20 protein-coding genes are annotated in these 18,326 nt (G+C 63.8%); 11 read left to right on the top strand and 9 right to left on the bottom strand.

Annotated elements, in window-relative coordinates; all coding sequences use genetic code 11:
- Positions 1 to 2 precede the first annotated feature (2 nt).
- Positions 3 to 809: an SDR family oxidoreductase gene (locus tag NKH19_RS05395; protein WP_352866126.1), complete on the bottom strand. Its 807-nt coding sequence runs from the start codon at positions 807 to 809 to the stop codon at positions 3 to 5.
- A gap of 182 nt (positions 810 to 991) precedes the next feature.
- On the opposite strand from NKH19_RS05395, the gene NKH19_RS05390 reads away from it, so the two are divergent.
- The 4 genes from NKH19_RS05390 (at position 992) to NKH19_RS05375 (ending at position 5,712) form a co-directional block, all read left to right on the top strand.
- Complete coding sequence (locus tag NKH19_RS05390) at positions 992 to 2,224, top strand: extracellular solute-binding protein (protein ID WP_352866124.1); 1,233 nt, start codon at positions 992 to 994, stop codon at positions 2,222 to 2,224.
- Positions 2,225 to 2,486: 262 nt separating this feature from the next.
- A complete protein-coding gene (locus NKH19_RS05385; protein WP_352866122.1) occupies positions 2,487 to 3,356 on the top strand; it encodes a carbohydrate ABC transporter permease in 870 nt (289 codons plus the stop codon).
- An 11-nt stretch (positions 3,357 to 3,367) separates the two neighbouring features.
- On the top strand, positions 3,368 to 4,192 hold the full coding sequence (locus NKH19_RS05380; protein ID WP_352866580.1) for a carbohydrate ABC transporter permease: 825 nt from the start codon (positions 3,368 to 3,370) through the stop codon (positions 4,190 to 4,192).
- 23 nt (positions 4,193 to 4,215) lie between these two features.
- Positions 4,216 to 5,712 carry a M81 family metallopeptidase gene (locus NKH19_RS05375; RefSeq protein WP_352866120.1) on the top strand — a complete coding sequence of 499 codons (1,497 nt, stop codon included), beginning with the start codon at positions 4,216 to 4,218 and terminating at the stop codon, positions 5,710 to 5,712.
- 144 nt (positions 5,713 to 5,856) lie between these two features.
- On the opposite strand, the gene NKH19_RS05370 is transcribed toward NKH19_RS05375, so the two are convergent.
- The 6 genes from NKH19_RS05370 to NKH19_RS05345 form a co-directional block, all read right to left on the bottom strand.
- Positions 5,857 to 7,911 carry a M3 family metallopeptidase gene (locus NKH19_RS05370; RefSeq protein ID WP_352866117.1) on the bottom strand — a complete coding sequence of 685 codons (2,055 nt, stop codon included), beginning with the start codon at positions 7,909 to 7,911 and terminating at the stop codon, positions 5,857 to 5,859.
- Between the two features lie 96 nt (positions 7,912 to 8,007).
- Positions 8,008 to 8,442 (bottom strand): nuclear transport factor 2 family protein, encoded by a 435-nt coding sequence (locus NKH19_RS05365; protein ID WP_352866115.1) that lies wholly within the window; start codon positions 8,440 to 8,442, stop codon positions 8,008 to 8,010.
- Positions 8,439 to 9,083, bottom strand: a complete 645-nt coding sequence (locus tag NKH19_RS05360) for a carbonic anhydrase (protein ID WP_352866113.1) — start codon at positions 9,081 to 9,083, stop codon at positions 8,439 to 8,441. Before NKH19_RS05360 ends, NKH19_RS05365 begins: the two co-directional genes overlap by 4 nt.
- A gap of 146 nt (positions 9,084 to 9,229) precedes the next feature.
- A complete protein-coding gene (locus NKH19_RS05355; protein WP_352866110.1) occupies positions 9,230 to 10,000 on the bottom strand; it encodes a DUF429 domain-containing protein in 771 nt (256 codons plus the stop codon).
- Positions 9,997 to 10,881, bottom strand: a complete 885-nt coding sequence (gene pdxY / locus NKH19_RS05350) for a pyridoxal kinase PdxY (RefSeq protein ID WP_352866108.1) — start codon at positions 10,879 to 10,881, stop codon at positions 9,997 to 9,999. Before pdxY ends, NKH19_RS05355 begins: the two co-directional genes overlap by 4 nt.
- 13 nt (positions 10,882 to 10,894) lie before the next feature.
- Positions 10,895 to 11,146 carry a hypothetical protein gene (locus tag NKH19_RS05345; protein WP_352866105.1) on the bottom strand — a complete coding sequence of 84 codons (252 nt, stop codon included), beginning with the start codon at positions 11,144 to 11,146 and terminating at the stop codon, positions 10,895 to 10,897.
- 158 nt (positions 11,147 to 11,304) lie between these two features.
- Between NKH19_RS05345 and NKH19_RS05340 the strand changes: the two genes are divergently transcribed.
- The 6 genes from NKH19_RS05340 (at position 11,305) to ppa (ending at position 15,595) form a co-directional block, all read left to right on the top strand.
- The gene (locus NKH19_RS05340) at positions 11,305 to 11,943 is read left to right on the top strand and encodes a LemA family protein (RefSeq protein WP_352866100.1); all 639 of its coding nucleotides are present in this window, start codon (positions 11,305 to 11,307) and stop codon (positions 11,941 to 11,943) included.
- Positions 11,944 to 11,960: 17 nt separating this feature from the next.
- Positions 11,961 to 12,788: a TPM domain-containing protein gene (locus tag NKH19_RS05335; protein WP_502910882.1), complete on the top strand. Its 828-nt coding sequence runs from the start codon at positions 11,961 to 11,963 to the stop codon at positions 12,786 to 12,788.
- Between the two features lie 4 nt (positions 12,789 to 12,792).
- Positions 12,793 to 13,677, top strand: a complete 885-nt coding sequence (locus tag NKH19_RS05330; protein ID WP_352981891.1) for a TPM domain-containing protein — start codon at positions 12,793 to 12,795, stop codon at positions 13,675 to 13,677.
- An 8-nt stretch (positions 13,678 to 13,685) separates the two neighbouring features.
- Positions 13,686 to 14,324, top strand: a complete 639-nt coding sequence (locus NKH19_RS05325; protein WP_352865118.1) for a TPM domain-containing protein — start codon at positions 13,686 to 13,688, stop codon at positions 14,322 to 14,324.
- A 118-nt stretch (positions 14,325 to 14,442) separates the two neighbouring features.
- Positions 14,443 to 14,949, top strand: a complete 507-nt coding sequence (locus NKH19_RS05320) for a GNAT family N-acetyltransferase (RefSeq protein WP_056586049.1) — start codon at positions 14,443 to 14,445, stop codon at positions 14,947 to 14,949.
- Positions 14,950 to 15,061: 112 nt separating this feature from the next.
- A complete protein-coding gene (gene ppa, locus NKH19_RS05315) occupies positions 15,062 to 15,595 on the top strand; it encodes an inorganic diphosphatase (protein ID WP_352865116.1) in 534 nt (177 codons plus the stop codon).
- Between the two features lie 10 nt (positions 15,596 to 15,605).
- Here the strand turns inward: ppa and NKH19_RS05310 are convergent, their stop codons facing one another.
- Together NKH19_RS05310 and NKH19_RS05305 are read right to left on the bottom strand one after the other, a co-directional pair.
- On the bottom strand, positions 15,606 to 16,199 hold the full coding sequence (locus tag NKH19_RS05310; protein ID WP_352865114.1) for a hypothetical protein: 594 nt from the start codon (positions 16,197 to 16,199) through the stop codon (positions 15,606 to 15,608).
- Positions 16,200 to 16,243: 44 nt separating this feature from the next.
- Complete coding sequence (locus NKH19_RS05305) at positions 16,244 to 16,861, bottom strand: TetR/AcrR family transcriptional regulator (protein WP_352865112.1); 618 nt, start codon at positions 16,859 to 16,861, stop codon at positions 16,244 to 16,246.
- Positions 16,862 to 16,935: 74 nt separating this feature from the next.
- Between NKH19_RS05305 and NKH19_RS05300 the strand changes: the two genes are divergently transcribed.
- Positions 16,936 to 18,219, top strand: coding sequence for an MFS transporter (locus NKH19_RS05300; RefSeq protein ID WP_352865110.1), 1,284 nt, complete (start codon positions 16,936 to 16,938; stop codon positions 18,217 to 18,219).
- Positions 18,220 to 18,326: the final 107 nt, after the last annotated feature.

The following is an 18,326-nucleotide window of genomic DNA, read 5'->3' as shown; positions in this document are numbered from 1 at the left end:
GGTCACGCTCCCAGAATGTCGTCGATGAAGGGCAGGCAACCGGCGGTCAGCCCCGCGTCCACGGGCATCACCACGCCTGTTATTCCAGATGCGCGATCGGACGCAAGGAAAGCGACGGCTTCCGCCACTTCCGAAGCGTTGACGATGCGGCCAAGCGGATAGAGCCGCCGCAGCTTGCCGAGGATTTCGGGATCCTTGGCAAGGCGGTGGTCCCAGGCGGCGGTGCGGATCGATCCGGGGCAGACGACATTGGCGCGCAGGCCGCTGCGGCCGAGCTCGACGGCGATCGCCTTGGCATAGGCGTTGATGCCGGCCTTGGCCGCGGCATAGGCGGGATTGCCGAAATGCGCGATGGCGTTGACCGACGAGATGAAGACGACGCTACCGGAGCCTCGGCTGGCCATCGCCTTGACCAGCGGATCGGCGAAGTTCATCACGCCGGCCAGGTTGAGGCCGAGTTCCTGCTCTATTCTGTCGGGATCGAGCGCCGAAATCGTCTCGGCGCGCGTCCAGCCGGCATTGTTGATGAGAATGTCGGGCACGCCATCCCGCTCGAGGATCGCGGCGATCGCCGTGGCTATCGACGCCTTGTCGAGAAGATCGAAGACGTGGCGGGAAGCAAAATGCGGGCTTTTCAACGCCTCGCTCGACTGATCGCAGCCTATGACCCTGGCGCCTCTATGCGCCATCAGCGCCACGATGGCGGTGCCGAGGCCGCCGCCAGCACCCGTCACCACGACAGTCTTGCCTTCGAATTCGGCCCTGCCTTCGAACTTGGCCCCACCTTCGAACTTGGGTCGCGAAACCACCGTGCGTCATCCTCCGGGAGTCCTGACAGATCGTGCAATGCCTAGGCCTGCGAATGTAATTTTGCAACAAAATAATCTGCTTGCAAGCCTTCAAATCATCGATAATGTAGGAAAGTCACATAAATCTTCTGCTCCGGCAACGAAGAGGCGCGCAGGCGCAAAATCAAAATGGGAGAGATCAAATGAGCCTTGCAAAATGGACAGTCGGCCTGATGGCCGGAATGAGCATGCTGGCAATCGCGGCGCAGGCGGATGCGGGTGAGGTGCGCGTCACCGTCGCCGAGTACAGCGCCAAGACTGCTCCCTATTTCGGCGACGTCAAGAAGGAATTCGAGGCGGCGAACCCGGGCATCACCGTCAAATTCGAGGTGGTGCCTTGGGATGTGCTGCTGCAGAAGTTGACCACCGACATCACCGCCGGCACCAATGCCGATCTGTCGATCATCGGCACGCGCTGGCTGATCGACTTCGTCCAGCAGGATGTCGCCGAACCGCTCGACAGCTACATCAAGCCCGACTTCAAGGACCGCTTCATCGACACCTTCCTGTCGCCCTCGATCATGGACGGCAAGACCTACGGCCTGCCGATCGCGGCCTCGGCGCGCGCCATGTACTACAACAAGGAGCTGTTCGAAAAAGCCGGCATCGCCAATCCGCCGGCAACCTGGACCGAACTGCAGGAAGACGCGCGCAAGATCAAGGCGCTCGGGTCCGGCACCTTCGGTTTCGGCCTGCAGGGCAAGGAGATCGAGACCGACGTCTATTACTACTACGCGATGTGGTCCTACGGCACCGAAATCCTCAACAAGGACGGCACCTCCGGCCTCAGCACGCCAGGCGCGCTTGAAGCGGCCAAGCTCTACAAGTCGATGATCGACGAAGGGCTGACGGAGCCCGGCGTCACATCCAACAACCGCGAGGACGTGCAGAACCTGTTCAAGCAGGGCAAGGTCGGCATGATGATCACCGCACCCTTCCTGTCCAACCAGATCAAGGACGAGGCGCCGAACCTGAAGTATGGCGTGGCGGCCATTCCGGCCGGACCGACCGGCGCGCGCGGCACCTATGGCGTCACCGATTCCATCATCATGTTCAAGAACTCCAAGAACAAGGACGAGGCCTGGAAGCTGCTCGACTTCCTGTTCACCACGGAACAGCGTGCCAAGTTCACACAGGGCGAAGGCTTCCTGCCGGTGAACAAGGAAGAGGCGAAAATGGACTACTACGTCAACAATGCCGATCTGGCGGCATTCACGGCGCTGCTGCCCGACGCCCGCTTCGCGCCGGTCATTCCGGGCTGGGAAGAGGTTGCCCAGATCACGTCGGACGCCATGCAGAAGATCTATCTCGGCGGCGACCCCGAGGCAGGCTTGAAAGACGCAGCCGCCAAGGCCAACGCCGTGCTGAAGAAATAGGGCGTATCTCCCTGCGCCCGTGGCGCGTCCCACTCAGGCGGGGCGCGCCACACATCTCAGCGGAAAAACAGATTCGTCGATGTCAGTGCCGCTCATTGCCCTGCCGGGCATTTCTCTCCGTGACGGGGAGAAAGGGGCTGGCCGCTATGCCGGCAGGAAATTCAAAGCCTGAAGCGCTGCTCCAGACCAGGACTGATATGCGAGATTGACCCGAGCTGGCACGCCAGCACTACTGATGTCCAACACGGTATAAAGCCAGCCGATGCAAAACCGTTTCTTGCCCTATCTCCTGACCTTGCCCAGCCTGTTCCTGGCGGCGGTCGTTATCTTCTGGCCGGTCTGGGACCTGATCCAGATCTCGACGCATGATGTCAACCGCTTCGGCCAGCTTCGTGAATTCAACGACTTCGCCAATTTCGCGGCACTCACTGCCGATCCCGATTTCATGGCCGCGCTCTGGCGCACCGGCCAATGGACCGTGATGGTCGTCGGCGGTGCGCTGCTGCTGTCGATCCCGGTGGCGATGATCCTCAACACCGATTTCCATGGCCGGGGTATTGCCCGCGTCATCATCATGCTGCCCTGGGCGGTGTCGCTGACCATGACCGCGGTGGTCTGGCGCTGGGCGCTGAGCGGCGAAAGCGGCATGCTGAATTCGGCGCTGATCGGCCTCGGCCTTATCGACCACAACATCCAGTGGCTGGCGAGTGCCGAGACCGCCTTTCCGATGCAGGTGCTGATCGGCATCCTGGTGACGGTGCCGTTCACGACGACGATCTTCCTTGGCGGCCTGTCGTCGATCCCCGACGATCTCTACGAGGCGGCGGCGCTCGAAGGGGCGACGCCGCTGCAGCAGTTCCGCGAAATCACCTTTCCGCTCTTAAAGCCGTTCATCAACATCGCCATCGTGCTCAACACCATCTACGTCTTCAATTCCTTCCCGATCATCTGGGTGATGACGCAAGGCGGGCCGGCCAACTCGACCGACATCCTGGTCACCCATCTCTACAAGCTGGCCTTCCGCATCGGCAAACTCGGCGAAGCGTCGGCGGTGTCGCTGGTGATGTTCGCCATATTGCTGGTCTTCACCATGATCTATGTGCGGCTGGCGATGCGGGAGCAACGCGCATGACAAATCGGCTCATGACGGGCAAGCTGAAGCGTTCGATCATCGCCTGGCTGCTGCTGGCGCCGCTGATCGTGGTGACGCTCTTTCCCTTCGCCGTGATGTTCCTGACCGCAGTCAAGCCACGACAGGAAGTGCTGTCGCCGACCTGGTGGCCGAGCGAGTTCCGCTGGTCCAACTTCTCCGACATGTGGGTGGCGACCGGCTTCGGCCAGGCGCTGATGAATTCGCTCTACGTGTCCGTGATCGCCACCGTCGGCGCCATCCTGATCTCGGTTCCGGCGGCCTACGCGATGTCGCGCTTCCGCTTTGCCGGATACGGCGCCTTGCGCCAGTTCCTGCTGATTTCGCAGATGATCTCGCCGATCGTGCTGGTGCTCGGCCTGTTCCGGCTGATGGCCGCCTGGGGGCTGGTCGAGAGCACGACGGCGCTTGGCTTCATCTACATGGCCTTCAACGTCGCCTTCACGGTGTGGATGCTGCAGAGCTATTTCGACACCATTCCGCGCGATCTCGAGGAGGCGGCCTGGATGGAAGGCGCCGGCCGCTGGCTGACCTTGCGCAAGGTGTTCCTGCCGCTGTGCCTGCCGGCGATCGCGGTGACCGCGATCTTCACCTTCATCAATGCCTGGAACGAATTCGTCGTCGCGCTCACCATGCTGCGCAGCCAGGAAAGCTACACGCTGCCGATCCAGGTGTTTTCGCTGGTCGCCGGCCGCTACACGATCGAATGGCACCACGTCATGGCCGCGACGCTGCTGGCGACCTTGCCGGTGGCCATCCTGTTCATCTGGCTGCAACGTTACCTCGTCCGCGGGCTGGCGCTCGGAGCGGTCAAATAGCGCCTATTCACGACGGAGCTTTCATGCGCATTTTCACCGCCTCGCTGGCGACGGAAACCAACACCTTCTCGCCGGTGCCGACCGACCGGGCCTCGTTCGAGATGGCCTTCTATGCCGGGCCCGGCAAGCATCCGGAAACACCGACGCTGTGCTCCTCGCCGATGGTCGCGCTGCGCCGGCGGGCAGTCGCCGAAGGCCTCGATGTCATCGAGGGCACCGCCACCTGGGCGGAGCCGGGCGGCCTGGTGCAGCGACAGACCTACGAGGCGCTGCGCGACGAGATCCTGGGCCAGCTCAAGGCGGCGCTGCCGGTCGATGCGGTGATCCTCGGCCTGCATGGCGCCATGGTGGCGCAAGGCTATGACGACTGCGAAGGCGATCTGCTCGAGCGCGTCCGCGACATGGTCGGACCGGACGTGGTGATCGCGGTCGAACTCGATCCGCACAGCCATCTGACGCCGAAGCGCGTGGCGGCCTCGGACATCCTCGCCTACTTCCTTGAATTTCCGCACACCGATTTCTACGAGCGCGGCGAACATGTCGTCGAGCTCGGCCTGGCAGCAGCGCGCGGCGAGATCAAGCCTGTCATCTCGACCTTCGACTGCCGCATGATCCAGGTACTGCCGACCAGCCGCGAGCCGATGCGCTCCTTTGTCGACCGTATCAAGGCGCTGCATGGCAGGGACGGCGTGCTGTCGGTCTCGGTCATCCACGGCTTCATGGCGGCCGATGTGGCCGAGATGGGCACTCGCCTCCTGGTCGTCACCGACAATGACAAGGCCAAGGGCGACGCGCTGGCTGAGAAGCTGGGGCGGGAGCTCTACGCGCTGCGCGAGAAGACGGCGATGACCATGCTGAGCGCCGCCGACGGCATCGATCGGGCGCTGGCCGTGCGCGCTGAAAATCCGGGCAAGCCGGTGGTCATTGCCGATATCTGGGACAATCCTGGCGGCGGCGTTCCCGGCGACGGCACCTTCGTGCTGCGCCAGATGCTGGCGCGTGGCCTGGACAAATTTGGCGTGGCGACGATCTGGGATCCGATCGCAGTCACCTTCTGCCTGGCGGCGGGCGAGGGCGCGGTCATCGACTTGCGTTTCGGCGGAAAGGCCGGGCCGCAGGCCGGCGAACCGATCGACGCACGCGTCAAGGTGCTGAAGGCGGTTCCGGAGGGTTGGCAAAGTTTCGGGCCAAGCCGGGTGACGCTTGGGCCGACGGCCTTGGTTCGCATCGAAGGCACCGAGGTCGATATCATCCTCAACACCAATCGCACGCAGACCTTCGAGCCGGATATCTTTTCCAATATCGGCGTCGATCCGCTGGCCAAGGACATGCTGCTGATCAAGTCGACCAATCATTTCTACGCCGGCTTCGAGCCGATCGCCGCCGAGATCATCTATGTCTCGGCACCGAGTTCGTATCCCAGCAATCCAGCGGTGACCAACTACACCAAGCTAACGCGGCCGATCTGGCCGCGGGTGGCGGATCCTTGGGAGGGTGACGCTGATATTCTCCCCCCTTGAGGGGGAGATGTCGCCGAAGGCGACAGAGGGGGTCGGTCCAACCAGGCTCGGCCTTCTTCTGCGCGAGGTCGGCGCTTCACGCGCGACGACCCCCTCTGGCCGCTTCGCGGCCATCTCCCCCTCGAGGGGGGAGATTACCCAGCGCTACACCAGCCCGCGCTTCACCATCATTGCTTCCGGCGACGGCATCTTGCCGCGAAACGCCGTATAGAGCTCTTCCGGGTCTTTCGAGCCGCCGGCGGCGTAGATGTTCTTGCGCAGCCGCTCGGCGAGTGCCGGGTTGAAGGGGTCGCCCGTCTCCTCGAAAGCGGCAAAGGCGTCGGCATCGAGCACTTCCGACCACATGTAGGAGTAGTAGCCGGCGGAGTAGCCGTCACCGGAAAACACGTGGCCAAAATGGGGGGTGCGATGGCGCATCGCGATAGTGTCCGGCATGTCAAGCTTTTCGAGCGTTTCGGTTTCGAAACGAAGCGGCTCCTGCGGCGCATCCGCCCGCGCATGATAGGCCATGTCCATCAAGGCGGAAGCGGTGAATTCCACAGTTGCAAAGCCAGCGCCGAAAGTCCGCGCGGCCAGCATCTTATCGAGCAGCGCCTTGGGCATCGGCTTGCCGGTCTTCACATGCAAAGCGTGCTTTTCCAGCACCGCCGGCACGGTCAGCCAGTGCTCGTAGAGCTGCGAGGGCAGTTCGACGAAATCGCGGCTGACCGAGGTGCCCGCTACCGACGGCCAGGTGACGTCGGTCAGCATGCCGTGCAGCGCATGGCCGAACTCGTGGAACAGCGTCTTCGCCTCGTCGACCGACAGCAGAGCCGGCTCGCCGACCGGCGGCTTGGCGAAGTTCATGATGTTGTAGATCACCGGTTTCGAGCCGTGGCCAAGCCCATAGCCGGATTGCAGCGCGCTCATCCAGGCGCCGGATCGCTTTGACGGCCTAGCGAAATAATCGGCGAGGAACAGGCCGCGCTCGCTGCCGTCGGCATTTTTCACCACGAACACGCGCGCGTCGGGGTGCCAGGCGGCAATGCCCTTCTTCTCCTCGAAAGTGATGCCGAACAGCCGTGTCGCCACGTCGAAGCAGGCGTCGATGATCCGGTCGAGCTGCAAATAGGGTTTCAGCTCGGCCTCGTCGAAAGCGAACTTCTCCGCACGCAGTTTCTCCTGGTAAAAGCGCCAGTCCCAGGCGGCGATTTTTTCGTTGCTGCCTGCCTGCGTCGCCAGCCGCTGCAGGTCGGTCCGGTCGGCCGCGGCCTTTTCCAGCGCCTTCTCCCACACGGGATCAAGCAGCGCGTGCACCGCCTTCGGCGTCTTGGCCATGGTGTCGTCGAGCTTCAGCGCGGCGAAGGAGGGGTAGCCGAGCAGCTTCGCCTTTTCGGCGCGCAGCTTCAGCATGTCGCGTACTACGGATGTGTTGTCGGTGGCGCCGCCATTCTGGCCGCGCATGGTGAAGGCGCGGAAAGCGGTCTCGCGCAGGTCGCGGCGCTCCGAAAAGGTCGAGAACGGCTCATAGATCGAGCGCGACAGGGTGACGGCATAGCGACCCTTCTGGCCGCGCATTTCGGCGGCTTCGGCCATCGAGCTTTTCAGGAAGTCCGGCAGGCCGGCAAGGTCGGCCTCGTCGAGCAACAGCGCCCAGTCGCGCTCGTCGGCCAGCACATTCTGCCCGAAGCTGGTGCCGAGCGAGGACAGCTCCTCGTTGATTTTGGCCAGCCGCTTCTTGCCCTCGGCATCAAGCTTCGCGCCCGAGCGGACAAAGCCTTTCCAGGTCTTCTCCAGCACGCGCAGCGTCTCGGCGTCGAGCTTCAGGCTCTCGCGGCGCTGATAGAGATCGTCGATGCGGGCAAACAGCCTCTCATTCATCGAAATCGCCGAGAAATGCCTGGACATCTTTGGCGAGATGTCGCGTTCCAGCGCCTGGATCGTTTCATTGGTGTGGGCGCCGGCGCGGCACCAGAAGATCGACGAGACACGGTCGAGCGCCTCGCCGCCGAGTTCCAGCGCGGCAAGCGTGTTCTCGATGGTCGGTGTATCTTCATTGCCGGCGATCGCTTCGATCTCGGCCTCATGCGCCTTCAGGGCCGCATCAAGGACCGGGGAAAAATCGCCGTCGCCAATGCGCGTGAAATCAGGCAGGCCGAGCGGCCCTTGCCACGCGGTCAGCGGATGGGCGGCGAGGTCGACGGCTTTCGTGGAATGCATGGACAGTCTTTCGTTGATGAAGGCGGCGGGGTGGGTCGGTACCGATGTAGGACGCGGCCGGCGGACCCGCAATATCACAGGTGGCCGATATCCGCCTCAGAAGCCGTCGCAGTTCTCGGCGATCGCCGCTTGCGAACTGGCGGTGATGCGGTTGTCGGCCACCGCGAAGGTTTCCTGCATCAGCATGTCGTTGTTGGGGAAATCGTAACAGGCGACCACCGTGGTGACGCCGCCTTCGCTCTTCTCGATCCTGTGCCGGATCGCAGCACCGGCAACCGCATCTTTCCATTCGTCGATGGAGGCGATGAATTCCTGCTTGCTTTGCACAATGCCGAGGTCGTCCAACTTGATGCGGACATCGTCGGCAAGCAGGTCGGACAGTTCCGTGCGGTCGGCGACCAGCAGCGCCGAATACCAGCGGCTGATGATGGCGCGATCATCGGCGCGGGCGGCAATAGTCGCGATCAGCAGCGCGGCCGCCGTAAAAACGGTCGACCGGAGGTTCACCACCTTGCGCGCCGCTGCGTTCATCCCAGCTCCGGCCGCTCGAAATCGCCGGTCTCCTTGTTCATCACCCAGAGTTCACCAGTCGAAATGTCGAACCAGGCGCCGTGCAGCGACAGCCGACCCTTGCCTTCGAGGATCGAGACGCAAGGGAAGGTCCGGAGATTGGCGATGGAATAGCGAATCGAAATCCGCTCCAGCGCGGTCTGACGCTCCGACGCCGTCATGAAGGTGCTGGAGGACACGGTTTCGGCGGCCGGTGCGATGAGACTCATCCATTTGCCGATGAAGTCGCCGGGTGACAGCGGTGCGAAATTGGTGTCGAGCGCGGCGCGGATGCCGCCGCAGCGGCCATGGCCCATGACGACGATATTCTTGACCTTCAAGCTCTGCACGGCGAATTCGAGCGCGGCGGAGGTCGAATGGAATTCGCCGTCCGGTGCGTAGGGCGGCACCAGATTGCCGACATTGCGCAGCACGAAGAGTTCGCCGGGCCCGGCGTCGAAGATCGCCTCGGGGGCTGCGCGGGAGTCGCAACAGGCGACGATCATCGTTTCCGGCGCCTGGCCTTCGCGGGCAAGCTCTCGATAGCGTCCGCTCTCGGTGAGATAGCGGCCGCTCATGAAATTGCGGTAGCCGGCGAGGAGATGGTCGGGAAGGTGAGGCATGGGCGGCTAAGGCCTTTCCGGGTTGGAGGCGGCAGCTCGTTGCAGTCGAGAGAAGCCTCTAGCGGCAAAAGCCCGTCGCGAGCAATGCAGAATTGTAGGAGCTTGTCGTAAAAGCCAGGCACGAAGCGCGACTCTCGCAGGCACCCTCACGCCCAAATGGCAACCGGTATGCCAACACGATCGATGAGCGGCGGGTCGGGAAACGGACGTGCCTCGCCATCGGCGATGCGGCCGGCGATCAGCATCATCGCCGCTGCGTCAAGGAAGTCATCGGCGGCCGCACCGCGTGGTGGCGGCTGGTCGAGGAAGCCCATCTCATAGCCATGCCGGCAGAGCAGCGCCTTGCGTTCCGCCATGCCGTCCGGATTGATGCTGCCCTTGATCTTCTTCGGCAGCCGCATGGCCCGATCGCCATTCAGCCGGCAGAAGGCGACCTCCGGATGCGATTCGAACACACGGCCGCGAAGATCGGGTCGCGCGATCAGCAGTGCGTCGATCTCGCGGATCTTGGCAAAAATGCCGAACGCCTGGATCGACACGCCGCGCGGCGGGTCGGATGTGGTTTTGGCCACCTCGCTTGCCCTGATATGCGCGGCATACCAGGCTTCCATGGTGGTGAAGTCGTTGGTGTCGGCATAGAGCGCGGCGCGGGACGGGATCGAAAAGACGCTGGATTGGCGTGCCCCGAGCAATGGCCGCACCAGCGCTTCCGGGCCACGTCCGCCTTTGCCCGAAAGCTCGGGCAGGCCGATCGGCATGTCGACCGCGATGACCGCATCGTCGGGGAATGACGCAAGCAGGGCAGCGAAGCTTGCAAAGACAGCGACGGAAGGTGCCATGCCAAACGCGCCCCGGACGGCAATCCAGCCGGCCTTGCAGCCGTCGACGCCGACAAGCAGGGCCTCAGTCGATGTCACGCCCGGCGGTCCCGCTCCGGATGCGTGAGGTGGCGAAGCTGCACCATTGCCATCGGGTGCGACAGGCTCTGCGCATCGGTTTCGAGCTGCAGTTCGTCGCCGCCGCGCTTGGCGGTTCGCGCCAGGATCTCGTAGACCGCCGCCGTCGTCGATTGCAGCGCCTTGATCGGCGGCTGGCCGGACAGGATGCGCGCCAGGTAGACGGCCGCCGTCAGGTCGCCCAGGCCATTCGGCGGCTTGTCGATCAGGCGATGCTCGGCAAGCAGCGCCTGGCTGCCGTCGAGCAGCAGGTTGCCGGTGCCGCCCGTCATCATCGACGGCGCCGAGGTGACCAGCATGGTCGATGGCCCGGCATTGAGCGCCGCCGCGATCACCGATTTCAGGTCGGGCAACGGGGCGCCGGCCATCCATTCCAGTTCGTAGCGGTTGGGGGTGGCGATGTCGGCGATCGGCATCAGCCGGTCGCGCATGGCGATGGCGGTCGGTTCGGGCACATAGAGCCCGCCCGAATCACCCATCACCGGATCGCAGATATAGACGGCGTCAGGCGTCTTTGCCTTCACCGCGGCGACCAGCGAGGCGACGGCCTCGGCCTGGCCGGCCTCGCCGAGATAGCCGGACAGCACGGCGCCGACCTCACCCAGCCATGGCGCGCGCTCGAGATCGGCCATCAACGCCTTGAACTGGTCGAGCGGCGGCACGATGCGCGTCGCTCGACCATGGCCGGGATGCCAGGGCAGGATGACCGTCGGCACCGCCCAGACCGGAAAGCCCAGCGTCTCCAGCGCGAACACGGCGGCACGGTTGCCGACCGAGCCGCGCGCGACATGGCTGGAAATGACGATGACCGCACGCGGCGCGTCGGTTTGTTCGGCGCTCATTGTTGTTTGATTCCTAACTGCCCCGGATGATGTAAAGCACGAGCCAGATCATCAGGCCCAGCGCCAGCAGCAGGCCGAGTGTCCGGCCAATGCGGGTGCCCCAGACTTCGATAGGATCGGCAGGATCGGCATCGGCCGCGGTGACGTGATCGTGCAGGCCTTTCGTGGCCCGCGCGACAAACGAGTTGCCGGCCGGATCCGTCTCGCGCGCCACGCGCTCGAGGATACGGCGCGATTCCTTCTCGCTGTCCTGGCGTTCCGCCATGATGATGTCCCGTTTCGACAGGACCTTATCGCGTTCGCACGGTCAATCACAGGGCCTTCGGCATCGGGCGTGCCACGCAAGCGCCTGCCGGTCGAGCGTTTTCTTGCGCGCCGATTGTGGTAATGCTTCGCATGCAACTTCTACCGAGGGACCCCATCATGCTTGCCCAGCGCCTTGCCTCACCGTCCATGTTCCGCACGCTGCCCGCCTTCCTGATCATGGCGATCGTGCTGCCGCTGCTTGCCGGCTGCGGCTACAACACCATCCCGACGGCAGAGGAAAGCGCCAAGGCGGCATGGAGCGAGGTGCTGAACCAGTATCAGCGCCGCGCCGACCTCATCCCCAACCTGGTCGAGACGGTCAAGGGCTACGCCTCGCACGAAAAGGACACGCTCGACGCGGTGGTCGAAGCCCGCGCCAAGGCCACCCAGATCACGGTGACACCGGAAACGCTGAACGACCCCGAAGCCTTCAAGAAGTTCCAGGACAGCCAGGCCGGCCTGACCAGCGCGCTGTCGCGGCTCTTGGCCGTGGTCGAGAACTATCCCGACCTCAAGGCCAACCAGAATTTCCTGGCGCTGCAGGCGCAGCTCGAAGGCACCGAAAACCGCATCGCGGTGGCGCGACGCGACTACATCCTGGCGGTCAAGGACTACAATCTGACGCTGAGGACCTTCCCCTCGGTGCTGTGGGCGACCTTCTGGTTCCGTGGCAACCAGCCCTTCGCCAATTTCACCATCGAGGACGACAAGCTGCAGACACCGAAGGTCGATTTCGGCACGAAGCAGGGCGGGTGATCGGCGGGCCAAACGTCGTGATCTTGCAGACCGATGAGGGGCGACGCGTCATTCGTCTTGTCGCCGTCGTGCTCCTCATCCTTGCGCTGCCATTCTCGGCCTTCGCCGCTGATCTCCCGGCGCTGACCGGCCGTGTCGTCGACAATGCCGGCATCATCGATTCGGCGACCAAGGCGGCGCTGACCCGGAAGCTTGCCGATTTCCAGACAAAAGGCTCCGACCAGATCGTTGTCGCGACGATTCCCAGCCTCGACGGCGAGGAGATCGAGCCTTACGCCAACCGGCTGTTTCGCTTCTGGAAACTCGGCCAGGCGAAGGAAAACAACGGCGTCCTGCTGCTGGTGGCGCCGAACGACCGCAAGATGCGCATCGAGGTCGGCTACGGCCTGGAAGGCACGCTGACCGACCTGCACACCAAGCTGATCATCGAAAACGACATGGTGCCGGCCTTCCGCGCCGGCGATTTCTCCGGCGGGATCAGCAAGGCCGTCGACGACATGATCATGGTGCTGGAAGGCAATCCGGAGGAGCTGGAGGCGCGCGGCGAGCGCAACCAGCAGGCGCCCTTCGATTCCGACGACCTGTTCTTCGCCGTCTTCATCAGCATCTGGGCGATCATCTTCTTCGGCAGCATCGCGGTTTCCGTCCTGCCGCCGATCTTCGGCCGGAAGCTTGGGCCCGGCCGCTATCGCTGGCTCGGCATGACCTTCGAGCCACACCGGCGATCCTCCGGTGGCGGCTGGTCGTCGGGAGGTTCCGGCGGTGGCTGGTCCTCGGGTGGCGGTGGCGGCTTTTCCGGCGGCGGCGGTTCGTCAGGCGGCGGCGGATCGTCGGGAGGCTGGTGACGGCATGACGATCCGCAGCATCAGCCTGTCGAGACCCGGCCGCTTCGCCTCGGCTGTCCTGATGGCTATGGCGGCGCTGTTCCTGGGGTTTGCGGCCCACGCCGCCGACCTGCCGGCGCTGACCGGCCGTGTCGTCGACAATGCCGGCATCATCGATACCGCGACCAAGGCGGCGCTGACGCGGAAGCTTGCCGATTTCGAGACAAAAGGCTCCGACCAGATCGTCGTCGCGACGGTTCCCAGCCTCGATGGCGAGGAGATCGAGCCTTACGCCAACCGGCTGTTCCGCTTCTGGAAACTCGGCCAGGCGAAGGAAAACAACGGCGTCCTGCTGCTGGTGGCGCCGAACGACCGCAAGATGCGCATCGAGGTCGGCTATGGCCTGGAAGGCACGCTGACCGACCTGCACACCAAGCTGATCATCGAAAACGACATGGTGCCGGCCTTCCGCGCCGGCGATTTCTCCGGCGGCATAGAAAAGGCCGTCGACGACATGGTGATGGTGCTGGAAGGCAATCCGGAAGAACTGGAAGCGCGCGGCAAGCGCAATCCCGCCGATAACAGCACTTCCATCGATCCCATCGTGGCGGTGTTCCTGATCCTGTGGGCGACGATGTTCTTCGGTGGGCTGGCGATGGCGTTCCTGCCGCCGATGTTCGGCACAAAGCTGTCGCCGGGCGTGTACAAATGGCTGGGCATGACGTTTCGTTACGGTCGCGGACCGAGCGGGTCCTCGGGCCGCAGCGGCTGGACAACGGGTTCGTCGTCGGGCAGCGGCTGGTCGTCGGGAAGTTCGAGCAGTGGCTGGTCTTCGGGGTCAAGCAGCAGTGGCGGGTTTTCCGGCGGCGGCGGCTCATCCGGTGGTGGCGGTTCTTCAGGAAGCTGGTGAGACAGATCATGGCAACACGACCAATCAGCCCGCAGGATCATGAGCGCATCGCGACCGCGATCCGCGCCGCCGAATCGAAAACCGACGGCGAAATCTACTGCGTCGTGGCGCATGCCAGCGACGGCTATTTCTTCCCGGCCGCCTTCATGGCGACCGTGGGCATGCTGATCGTCAGCCTGGCCGTCGGCTATGGGCTGGAAGCCTGGTGGCTGTCGATCCGGCTGCCGCATTTCGTCCTCGCCCAGCTCCTGGCGCTGGCCTGTGTGCTGGCCTTGTTGTGGGCGCTGCCCGGCCTGCGCATCCATCTGGTGCCGAGGCGGCTGCGCTATCAGGCGGCGCATGCCAACGCGATCAAGCAGTTCCTCGCCCGCAACGTCCACCGCACCACGGCGCGCACCGGGGTTCTGGTCTTCGTCTCCATCGCCGAGCGCTATGCCGAAGTGGTCGCCGACTCGGGCATCGACGCCAAGGTCGGCCAGCATGTCTGGGATGGCGTTGTGCGCGACCTTACGGCGCATGCCGGCGACGACCGGCTTGCCGACGGCTTCGTCAAGGTGATCGAGAGGGTGGGGGCGGTGCTGGCCGAGCATTTCCCGGTCACGGTGGGTGACAGCAACGAACTGGACGACCATCTGGTCGAAATCTGAGTTCTTCCAGAGGGACTTCGAAGGCACCTCGCTGATGCGACGATCGCCTGTGAGAAAGCCGGCGGCGGGCCGCCCGGACTCTTGCAATCGGGCGATGCGGGTTTATGGTTAACAAATCATGAATACGCTGACCATCGACATCAGGAAGGCCGACCCGCGCGATGCCAGCGCCATCGCCGAGGTGCATCTGGAGGCCTGGCGCGGCGCCTATTCCGGCATTATTCCGCACCGCACCCTGACATCGATGATCAACCGCCGCGGCGCCGACTGGTGGGCGAATGCGATTCGCCGCGCCGCCACCGTTCTGGTGGTCGAAATCGGCGGCAAGATCGCCGGCTATGCGACGATCGGCAAGAACCGGGCCCGCGAACTGCGCCAGCAGGGCGAAATCTACGAATTGTACCTGCGCCCGGAATATCAGGGCATCGGGCTTGGCAGCCGGCTGTTCGCGGCGGCCAGGGCGCGTCTGGCCGATCATGGGCTGAAAGGCATGGTGGTTTGGGCGCTGGAAGACAACCAGAACGCGCTTGCCTTCTATGCCGGCGCCGGCGGCCGCGATGTCGCCGAGGGCGTCGAGATCTTCGAGCAGAAAGCGCTGAAGAAGGTCGCTTTCGTCTGGGAATGACAGCCCGGCTTTTCGGCCGCCCGCGTCTTCCGATCGTACCCAGCACCATTCGCCGCATTGCACCATGGCGCGCCGCCCGCTATCGATCTCTCATCAAAAGAGGGACAAAGCCATGCGCATTGAAGCCATAGCCAGTGGAAAGAATCCGCCTGAGGACGTCAACGTCATCATCGAGGTGCCGATCGGCGGCGAGCCGATCAAGTATGAGATGGACAAGGAGGCCGGCACGCTGTTCGTCGACCGCTTCCTGCACACCTCGATGCGCTACCCCGGCAATTACGGCTTCGTGCCGCACACGCTGTCGGGCGACGGCGATCCGATCGACGTGCTGGTCTGCAACACACGCGCGCTGGTGCCGGGCTGCGTCATCAACGTGCGGCCGATCGGCGTGCTGATCATGGAAGACAATGCCGGCCAGGACGAGAAGATCATCGCCGTGCCGTCGCCGAAGCTGACGCTGCGCTACGAGAACGTCACCGAATACACCCAGCTGCCCGACATCACGCGCCAGCAGGTGCAGCACTTCTTCGAGCACTACAAGGATCTCGAGCCCGGCAAATGGGTCAAGATCGAAGGCTGGCACGATTCCAAATATGCCAAGAAGATGATCGTCGACGCGATCGAGCGGGCCAAGGCGGGCAAGTAGCCCGCCGTGCTCAGTTATCCACCCGGCCGAAAGCCGGCACGTTGCCGATGACGGTGTGCCTGTCCTTGCCGCAGGCGAAGGTTCGCGCCTTGTCGTCGGCAAGCTTGCGCGCCTGATCGTTGGCGCCTGGATTGCCGGTGGCAAGCACCAGGCCGACGGTGCAGCCGTCGCGGGCCCCCATCTGGCCGACCTTGGCGACGAGCAGTACCTCGGTCGGTTTTTTTTCGTCATCCGCGTTGCTGATCGAGCGGCGATGGATGACGGCAAAGGGCACCGCAGTCTCGCCCTTGGTCTCGATGCGCCATTCGATCTTGGCTCCGGATGAATTGAAACCGGAAAAGCTCTCCCAGACCGTTGTCATGTCGCCGCCGGGCGGAAAACCGTAGAACAGCGATTCACGAGCATCGTCGTAGGCGATCAGCACGGGATAACCGCGAAAACCCGAACAGGCGAGTTGGGCCCAGTCGCCGTCGCCTTCCTCGGCCTGCGCGTAGGTCACGCAATCCTTCTTCGAGTCGAGATCGGTGTAGGCGCTTGCAATGCCATCGGCGTGTGCGGCCTGGCAGAAGCCGGCGAGGGTGAGCGAAATCAGCAGGCTACGCATCGCGGACATCTCCGTTGCAGGGCATCGCAGCGTAGCGCCAAATGCTATTTCTTCAAGCTGGCTTCAATCAGCAGATCGGCGTTGCGGGCGACCGACTGGGCCGGGCCGCCGAGCCCGAACAACTGGCCGCTGATATAGGCGCCTTCGATCAGGAGCAGCAGGCCGTCGCCCAGCGTGTCAGGGTCTTGCGCGCCCATCGCAACCGCCATGGCGCGTAGGCGGCGGCGCAATTCCTGCTTGTTGGCCTCGCTGACCACGCGGGCCGGATGGCTGTGGTCGGGATATTCGACCGCCGCATTGGTCATGCCGCAGCCGCGATAGTCCGCCACTTGCGTGCGCTTGCCGATGCGGGTCAGGAAGGCCTTGAGCTGCGCGCGCGGGTCGCCGGGATGAGCGGCGACCGCCTCGTCGAAACGCTCCCAGTATTCAAGATCGTATTGCCTGAGATAGGAAGCGGCCAACTCATCCTTGGACGGAAAGCTGCGATAGAGGCTGGGCTTGGTGACGCCGGCGCGTTTGACGATCTCGTCGACGCCGATCGCCCTGATGCCGCGCCGGTAGAACAGATCATAGGCCACATCGAGTATCTTCTTGGCGGCTTTCGGCGGCGCCGATGCATGACCGTCGCTGATGGTCAGATCAATATTTTTGTCCGTTGGCATCGTGTGACTCGATTGACAATGTTACCGATCGGTACGTATACCTGTCCGCACCCTGTAACGTACCGGTCAGTAACATGATAACTCAATCTCGTCCCTTTGGCCAGCGCTACGCCTTCGTCGTGGTCGGCATCATCTTTCTCTGCCTGCTGGTCGCGGCCGGCCTGCGGTCCGCACCCGCCGTCATGATGCTGCCGCTGGAGAATAGCTTTGGCTGGCGGCGCGACGTCATCTCGCTGGCCGCTGGTGTCGGCATCCTGCTTTACGGTCTCACCGGTCCATTCGCCGCGGCGCTGATGGAGCGCATCGGTCTACGGCGCACGCTGCTCGCCTCGCTTATGGTGATGTCGGGCTCTACCGCCCTCAGCCTGCTGATGACCAAGCCCTGGCATCTGTTCATCACCTGGGGCGTGTTCTCGGGCATCGGTTCCGGCGCTGTCGCCAGCGTGCTCGGCGCCACCATCGTCAATCGCTGGTTCAAGACCAATCGCGGCCTTGTCATGGGATTGATGTCGGCCTCCAGCGCATCGGGCATGCTGGTGTTCCTGCCGCTGATCGCCGCGTTGGCGCAGTCGGGCGGCTGGCAGCCGGTCGTCATTGCGGTGGCGATCGCCACCGCGGCCCTGATACCGCTGGTCTGGCTGCTGGTGCCGGAGCGGCCGGCCTCGATCGGCATGGTGCGCTACGGCGCCGATGCCGACGACCTGCCGCCGGCTCCGCCCGCGTCACAGGGCAATTTCCTCGCGCATACGTTCTCGACGCTGCGCCGCGCCGCCGGCACGCGGGTGTTCTGGTATCTGTTCGCCACCTTCTTCGTCTGCGGCTTCACCACCAACGGGCTGGTCGGCACGCATCTGATCGCCTTCTGCGGCGACATGGGCATCGGCGAGGTGCAGGCCGCCGGCCTGCTGTCGATGATGGGCATTTTCGACCTGATCGGCACGACGCTGTCGGGCTGGCTCACCGACCGCTACGATCCGCGCAAGCTGCTTGGCGTCTATTACGGCATTCGTGGCCTGTCGCTGATCTACCTGCCCTATTCCGGCTTCTCGGCGACCAGCCTGATCATCTTCGCCGTGCTCTACGGCCTCGACTGGATCGCCACTGTGCCGCCGACGCTAAGGCTCGCCAACGAGGCGTTCGGCGATCGCAGCGGACCGATCGTGTTCGGCTGGATCGTCGCCGGCCACCAGATCGGTGCGGCGACCGCGGCGGCTTTCGGCGGCACCATGCGCGAATTGCAAGGCAATTACGAACTGGCCTTCCTGATTGCCGGCATGACGGCGATTGCCGCCGCCTGTATCTCGCTGCTGATCAATACAAATCGCCCGGCGTTTGATCCGGAGCCGCAAGCGGCTTGAGCTGCTCTTCCCTTCTCCCCTTGTGGGTCCCACAAGGGGAGAAGGGAAGATGTGGTTGTTACCAAAACTTCATCGTCCCGAGATGCGCCTGAAACATTGACGCTGGA

The sequence above is a fragment of the Mesorhizobium sp. M1338 genome (genome assembly GCF_040318045.1).
Classification (GTDB): domain Bacteria; phylum Pseudomonadota; class Alphaproteobacteria; order Rhizobiales; family Rhizobiaceae; genus Mesorhizobium.
This window is presented reverse-complemented; position numbering and strand designations above follow the sequence as displayed.

Bases quoted from the DNA above. Each gene is read 5' to 3' on its own strand.
- NKH19_RS05325 (WP_352865118.1), top strand. From the start codon at position 13,686: ATGGCAACACGACCAATCAGCCCGCAGGATCATGAGCGCATCGCGACC.
- NKH19_RS05340 (WP_352866100.1), top strand. From the start codon at position 11,305: ATGCTTGCCCAGCGCCTTGCCTCACCGTCCATGTTCCGCACGCTGCCC.
- NKH19_RS05390 (WP_352866124.1), top strand. From the start codon at position 992: ATGAGCCTTGCAAAATGGACAGTCGGCCTGATGGCCGGAATGAGCATG.
- NKH19_RS05360 (WP_352866113.1), bottom strand. From the start codon at position 9,083: ATGCCTCACCTTCCCGACCATCTCCTCGCCGGCTACCGCAATTTCATG.
- NKH19_RS05300 (WP_352865110.1), top strand. From the start codon at position 16,936: ATGATAACTCAATCTCGTCCCTTTGGCCAGCGCTACGCCTTCGTCGTG.
- NKH19_RS05310 (WP_352865114.1), bottom strand. From the start codon at position 16,199: ATGCGTAGCCTGCTGATTTCGCTCACCCTCGCCGGCTTCTGCCAGGCC.
- NKH19_RS05330 (WP_352981891.1), top strand. From the start codon at position 12,793: ATGACGATCCGCAGCATCAGCCTGTCGAGACCCGGCCGCTTCGCCTCG.
- NKH19_RS05305 (WP_352865112.1), bottom strand. From the start codon at position 16,861: ATGCCAACGGACAAAAATATTGATCTGACCATCAGCGACGGTCATGCA.
- NKH19_RS05320 (WP_056586049.1), top strand. From the start codon at position 14,443: ATGAATACGCTGACCATCGACATCAGGAAGGCCGACCCGCGCGATGCC.
- pdxY (WP_352866108.1), bottom strand. From the start codon at position 10,881: ATGAGCGCCGAACAAACCGACGCGCCGCGTGCGGTCATCGTCATTTCC.
- NKH19_RS05345 (WP_352866105.1), bottom strand. From the start codon at position 11,146: ATGGCGGAACGCCAGGACAGCGAGAAGGAATCGCGCCGTATCCTCGAG.
- NKH19_RS05365 (WP_352866115.1), bottom strand. From the start codon at position 8,442: ATGAACGCAGCGGCGCGCAAGGTGGTGAACCTCCGGTCGACCGTTTTT.
- ppa (WP_352865116.1), top strand. From the start codon at position 15,062: ATGCGCATTGAAGCCATAGCCAGTGGAAAGAATCCGCCTGAGGACGTC.
- NKH19_RS05385 (WP_352866122.1), top strand. From the start codon at position 2,487: ATGCAAAACCGTTTCTTGCCCTATCTCCTGACCTTGCCCAGCCTGTTC.
- NKH19_RS05370 (WP_352866117.1), bottom strand. From the start codon at position 7,911: ATGCATTCCACGAAAGCCGTCGACCTCGCCGCCCATCCGCTGACCGCG.
- NKH19_RS05375 (WP_352866120.1), top strand. From the start codon at position 4,216: ATGCGCATTTTCACCGCCTCGCTGGCGACGGAAACCAACACCTTCTCG.
- NKH19_RS05380 (WP_352866580.1), top strand. From the start codon at position 3,368: ATGACGGGCAAGCTGAAGCGTTCGATCATCGCCTGGCTGCTGCTGGCG.